The organism is Rhodopseudomonas sp. B29, assembly GCF_000333455.1.
Taxonomy (GTDB): Bacteria; Pseudomonadota; Alphaproteobacteria; order Rhizobiales; family Xanthobacteraceae; genus Rhodopseudomonas.
Genome location: NZ_BADD01000221.1, coordinates 1 through 3,414, shown reverse-complemented (window position 1 = coordinate 3,414; position 3,414 = coordinate 1). Strand labels below are relative to the sequence as shown.

The 3,414-nt window shown below is 63.6% G+C and carries 3 protein-coding genes and 1 pseudogene; 2 read left to right on the top strand and 2 right to left on the bottom strand.

What is annotated here, in order from left to right; translation table 11 throughout:
- Positions 1–296: hypothetical protein (locus I5M_RS07815; protein WP_307705243.1), on the top strand; the 296-nt coding region annotated here is incomplete at its 5' end.
- Positions 297–377: 81 nt separating this feature from the next.
- Positions 378–1,037 carry a CPBP family intramembrane glutamic endopeptidase gene (locus I5M_RS07810; RefSeq protein WP_031335816.1) on the top strand — a complete coding sequence of 220 codons (660 nt, stop codon included), beginning with the start codon at positions 378–380 and terminating at the stop codon, positions 1,035–1,037.
- Between the two features lie 136 nt (positions 1,038–1,173).
- Here the strand turns inward: I5M_RS07810 and I5M_RS07805 are convergent, their stop codons facing one another.
- Together I5M_RS07805 and I5M_RS33570 are read right to left on the bottom strand one after the other, a co-directional pair.
- The gene (locus I5M_RS07805) at positions 1,174–3,039 is read right to left on the bottom strand and encodes a potassium transporter Kup (protein WP_022720888.1); all 1,866 of its coding nucleotides are present in this window, start codon (positions 3,037–3,039) and stop codon (positions 1,174–1,176) included.
- A 255-nt stretch (positions 3,040–3,294) separates the two neighbouring features.
- Positions 3,295–3,414: pseudogene (locus I5M_RS33570) on the bottom strand (sel1 repeat family protein); the annotation flags it as partial.

The window sequence follows — 3,414 nt, the reverse complement described above, 5'->3', positions numbered from 1 at the left end:
CGGCCCCTGACCGGCACCGTTGCGAGCTGGATCGAAAGCGCAGGCTCGGCTATCAAACCCGAATGAAACCCGTCGTCATTGCTCTCGCCCTGCTCGGCACCACCCTGCCCGGTCTGGCACCGGCCGGCGAGCTTCGCGAGAAGCCACGAGACAAGCCCGCTGCGCTGCCGGCCCCTAAGCAGACGCGGGCCAATCCGTGCGCCGAGTTCGGCCCTGGCTTCGTTCAAGTCGAAGGCAGTTCGACCTGCGTGCGGCTCGGCGGCGCGATCGGGGTGGGTGTCGGCGTCCGCCGCTGAATGTCTCGCCGCTGCGGCCAGGCCTCGGACGATTACCGACGCCCGAAGTTGTGACTGGAACGCCTGCGACTTCGTCGCATTATGGGCTCCATGACAACTTTGCGACAAGCCGAAACGGCGGCGACGCCCCAACCCGCAGCCGCCATTGATGCGCGATGGAAGCTCGCGCCGCTCGCCGGTATGACGCTGCTGCTCGCCCTGCCCGGCATCGCCATACAGGCCGGGCTGTTGCCGTTCGGCGCCCGGGTCTATGCGCTGCTGATCGTGTCCGCCATTTGCTTCGCGATCTGCCGCTGGGCCGGTTTCGGCCTCACGGATCTGGGGCTCGGCAAGCCGCATCGGCTACAGCATTGGATCGGCAGCCTCGCCATCACCGCCGCCATCGCGGCAGTCATGTTGCTGCAGACACCAATATTCACATTCGACAGCAAGCCGCCGGCCTGGCTCAGCTTCGCGCCGTTCTACGTGCTGGTATCGAGCCCATGCCAGGAGGTCGTCTGCCGATCGATCCCGAAATTGCTCACTGATCGGCTGCAGCGCGGCGGCTGGGCCTATGTGGTGTATTCGGCCGCGATGTTCTCGCTGATCCACCTGTGCTACGGCGATCCGGCCTTGCTGCTCAACACCTTCCTGCTCGGGGTCGTATGGGGTATCGCCTATTGGCGAATGCTGAATGTTTGGCCGCTGATCGTCTCGCACGCGGCCATCGGTATCCTCGCCTTCTCGCTCGGCATGGCCTGAGCGAGAAGGCGGAATCTGATATCAGCGTCGGCAATTCAAGGCGCCGATCTCTACGACTGCTATTTTGTGTTTTCGATGAATGCGGTGACAGAGCTGTTCGTCACAAGCGCTCCTGATTTCAAATCCCATCCCACCTTCAAATCTCGAGCTGAGTACCGAGCTCGACGACGCGATCGGTCGGAATCTTGAAGAACGTCGTCGCCCGTGTCGCATTCAGCGTCATGAAGGTGAAGAGCCGCTCGCGCCACAGCGCCATGCCGGGATTGAGGCTCGGCACGAATGTCTCGCGGCTCAGGAAAAACGACGTCGACATCATGTTGAACTCCTGGCCGAACTGCTTGCATAGCACCAGCGCGGCCGGAACGTCGGGAGTCTGCATGAAGCCGTAGCGGATGATCAGACGGTAAAACCCGTCGCCGATCTCCGTCATGTGCACGCGCTCGCTGTCGGGAACATAGGGCGTTTCCGCCGTCGTCACGGTCGCCAGCACCACGCGCTGATGGACGGTCTGATTGTGCTTGAGATTGTGCAGCAGCGCCGGCGGCACGCCGTCGGTCGCGGCGGTGAGAAATATCGCCGTGCCCCGGGCTCGCGACACGTTGGGCCCGAGCGCGCGCATCACAACCTCGAGCGGGACCGCTTGTTTCTTGAGCTGCTTACGTACCAACGCGCGGCCGCGCCGCCAGGTCGTCAGCACGGTGAAGGAGATGAAGCCGATGAACAGTGGGAACCAGCCCCCCTGCGCCACCTTGATGATGTTGGCGGAGAAGTAAGCGAAGTCGACCAGCAGCAGCGTGCCGGCGACGGCGACGACCAGCCAGATGTTCCAGCGCCACAGCAGCGCCATCACGAACGACACCAGAATCGTGTCGATCATCATCGTGCCAGTCACCGCGATGCCGTAGGCCGCCGCCAGATTGCTCGACGACTGGAAGCCGATCACCAGCGCCATCACGGCGATGTACAGCGTCCAGTTTGTGAACGGCACGTAGATCTGGCCCGCCTCCTCGCCCGAGGTGTGGACGATCGTCATCCGGGGCAACAGGCCGAGCTGAATCGCCTGCCGCGCCACCGAATAGGCGCCGGAGATCACGGCCTGCGACGCGATGACGGTGGCGAGCGTGGCCAACCCGACCATCGGCATCACCATCCACTCGGGGCAGAGGCGGAAGAACGGATTCTGGATCGCCGCAGGATGAGCGATCAGTAGCGCGCCCTGCCCGAAGTAATTCAACATCAGCGCAGGAAGCACGAGGCCGAACCACGCCAGCCGGATCGGAAACCGGCCGAAATGTCCCATGTCGGTGTAGAGCGCCTCGCCGCCGGTCACCGCAAGCACGACCGAACCGAGTGCATAGAAGCTCATCAGCGGATGACGGATCACGAATTCGACGGCATGGCTCGGATCGATCGCGACCAGGACTTCCGGCGCGCGCACGATACTGCCGATGCCGAGCGCCGCGAGCGTCACGAACCACAGACACATCACCGGCCCGAACAGGCGGCCGACCAATCCGGTGCCGCGCGACTGGATCGCAAACAGCCCTGTGAGAACCACCGCCGTGACCGGCACGACGTAGGCGTTCAGATCCGGCGTAACGACCTCGAGGCCCTCGACCGCGCTGAGCACCGAGATCGCCGGCGTGATCATGCTGTCGCCGTAGAACAGCGCCGCGGCGATCACACCGAGCATCATCAAGGGATAGTGCACGCGCCTGCCCCTCGTCAGCTCGGTGACGAGGGCGAGCAGCGCCAGCGATCCGCCCTCGCCGTGGTTGTCGGCGCGCATGATGACGATGACGTATTTGACGGTGACCAGCAGCATCACCGTCCAGAACACCAGCGACAGCACGCCGAATATATTCTCGGGCGTCACCGGAATCGGATGGTGGCCCGCGAAGGTTTCCTTCAGCGCGTACAGCGGACTGGTACCGATGTCGCCGTAGACGACGCCGATCGCACTGATCAGAAGCCCGAGGCCGGCCTTCTTCTGATGGCCCATGCTAATCCCCACGCCCCCGCGGCCGATCGCCGCGGAACGGCGCTTCGGCTACAATCGCCGTCCACGTCCGCGCACGACAGCAGCCAGCGTGATGCCACACACCGGCGCTCGATCGAAATGTCGCGACTTGTCTCATAGCGGTTGAGCTCTGTTATTGACCTGGATCAGCCGGCCGAGTGCGCCGGCCGAGGCGGCCGTAAGCATTGTGGTTGTTATTTGCGAAGAATGGGCGTCAGAACCAACCGCGAAGGCGGGCTAGAAGCATAGGTTGCTCACCAGTTTTCCGCGCTTGTCCTTGATCGCGAACGGGCAGTCCGCGCGCTTCAATGCTGCCGTCGCGTCGGCATTGCCGAGCGCCGCCGACTTCTCGTAGTA

Coding starts and splice junctions, on each gene's coding strand:
- I5M_RS07810 (WP_031335816.1), top strand. CDS start 378: ATGGGCTCCATGACAACTTTGCGACAAGCCGAAACGGCGGCGACGCCC.
- I5M_RS07805 (WP_022720888.1), bottom strand. CDS start 3,039: ATGGGCCATCAGAAGAAGGCCGGCCTCGGGCTTCTGATCAGTGCGATC.